Source organism: Pseudoalteromonas sp. SR45-5 (assembly GCF_014163565.1).
GTDB classification, from domain to species: Bacteria; Pseudomonadota; Gammaproteobacteria; order Enterobacterales; family Alteromonadaceae; genus Pseudoalteromonas; species Pseudoalteromonas distincta.
In genome coordinates this window covers 1-2,120 of the sequence record NZ_JACJDN010000657.1, presented here as the reverse complement: position 1 = coordinate 2,120, position 2,120 = coordinate 1, and the positions used below count along the sequence as shown (strand labels likewise).

The following is a 2,120-nucleotide window of genomic DNA, read 5'->3' as shown; positions in this document are numbered from 1 at the left end:
TATAGCAGTTATAGCTGCTTAGCGATGTTTTTCAAAGGTAGCGACAAGTGCATCGAGTGTTTGAGCGCTGTTTGCCAAGTCACGAATAGCTTGCTCTGTATTGATTTGCTCGCTCATTGCTTTATCGCTAATTTCACTTATTTGCTCTATGTTACGACCTACATCAGCAACCACATTACTTTGCTGCTCAGTTGCAGTTGCAATAAGCGTAGCCATATCGTTTATTTGATTAGCTGTTTCGGCTATCGCATCGAGTAATTCTACTGAGCTTTGCATGGCTCCAACGCTTTGCTGCGCTTTATCTTTTGATTGGCTAATATCGTTAACTACATCATCAGATATTCTTGTAAGCTCTTCAATCATAGATTGAATTTCGGTGGTTGATTGCGATGTACGGTTTGCCAGAGCGCGTACTTCATCAGCAACAACAGCAAAGCCTCGGCCGTGCTCACCTGCGCGAGCAGATTCAATTGCCGCGTTTAAAGCAAGTAGATTAGTCTGATCCGATATCCCTCTAATTGAATCCACAATACTTGCTATATCAACCGTTTTTTTAGAAAGCAAAGTAACTTGCTCTGTTATGCCATCAATATCGCTAGCTAGGGCTGAGATAGTTGCCTGGCTTTGTAATACTTGTTTGTGGCTTTGAATGGTGTTCTCACGGCTGTTATCGGTTAACTTAGCTGTATTCGCTGCGCTTTGTGCTATTTCTTGCACTGTAGCGCCCATTTCGTTGATAGCTGCTGCGACAGATATTGTTTGCTCTTTTTGATTATCAATTGCTTGCGAGTTTCGTTTTGCCTGTTCAAATACATGATCAGAACTTTGGCGAATATCGTGGCTTTCACTGGCAACTTGAGTAATCGCTGTTTCTATTTTATTTATAAACTGGTTAAAGCCATTACTTAAATTGTTGAGCTCTGGTTGGCTTGATTCTGGTAAGCGGTACGCTAAGTTTGCATCGCCAGAGCCTAAGCGTGAAAATAACTCAGCCATTTTAGAAAGTGGAGATGAAAGAGAGCGAGCAAGTAAGTAACTAATCAAGCTAGCAACTAACGCGGTGATTACTGTAAAAGTAAATATTTGCCATTGTAGGGTGTTTACACTTGCGAATACTTCACTTTTTGGTACTTGAGCTACAACATATAAGTCAGTGTTTTTAATTGGGGTTGCAGCTATAAGAGTTGGTTCGCCATTTAAGTTAATTTCTTCTAGTGCAAAGCCATTACTATTAAATAGTTGGCTGTGAATATTTGCAGTATATAAATCGTCAATATTTGCTTTTGCTACTTTATTGGCATCTTTATGAAGTTGAATTAATCCATTTTTATCTGCAATAAATACAAAACCTGTTTGCTCAATTTTAAATTGCTGTAATAGCTTTTGCATATCAGTGATGCTTTTTGCAAGACCTGCTAAACCAGTACCATTAGCTTGCTGATGATTTACAAACATTTTCACATCATTGGCTGACTCTTGATAAATACTGATAGAATAAGGTTGTTTTGATTGTTTGAACGCAAAAAACCAGCCATCAGCTGTATCATTTTTTAACACACGCAAAAAACCATTTTGGTTCCAGTACTGTGCAGTGTCTCTATTTGCCCAAGATGCTGTTGCTAAATCGTATTGCTGGGCAACACGATTTAATTCTTTTAATAATAAGGTGTCGTCTTGATTACTAGACTGAGCCCACTGTAAAACAAATTCGTTTGATGATAGTTGCTGAGCAGCACCAAGTAACTCATTAATTTCACCGCCTATATGATTACTGATTGTTTGCAGTTTACTAGGTAGCTCTGACTCGATCATACGTTGCTCAATTATGTCTTTAGAGCTGTATAAAGAGGTCAAGCCAATCAGTGCCGCTACGCATATAGCAATAACACTGCCTAAAGCTGTGATTTTTTGAGTAATAGAAAGGTTTTGTATCGTCATGATATTAATTAATTTTACAACTGAGTAGAGGACTATACTAGCACATTATTTATTTAGAGATAGATATTGCCTACTGTGAAATGAATAGAAGGTAGCGTGTTATGGTTAAAATTTTATGAATATGCATAAAAAAGCTCATAAGCAAAGCATATGGGCTTGGTTTCTAACAAGCGAAACATTTA

1 protein-coding gene is annotated in these 2,120 nt (G+C 38.0%); it reads right to left on the bottom strand.

Translation table 11 applies throughout. The features are described 5' to 3' along the window. Window positions 1–18 precede the first annotated feature (18 nt). Window positions 19–1,938, bottom strand: coding sequence for a methyl-accepting chemotaxis protein (locus tag H5072_RS17670; RefSeq protein ID WP_182694296.1), 1,920 nt, complete (start codon window positions 1,936–1,938; stop codon window positions 19–21). Between the last annotated feature and the right edge of the window lie 182 nt (window positions 1,939–2,120).

Bases quoted from the DNA above. Each gene is read 5' to 3' on its own strand.
- H5072_RS17670 (WP_182694296.1), bottom strand. From the start codon at position 1,938: ATGACGATACAAAACCTTTCTATTACTCAAAAAATCACAGCTTTAGGC.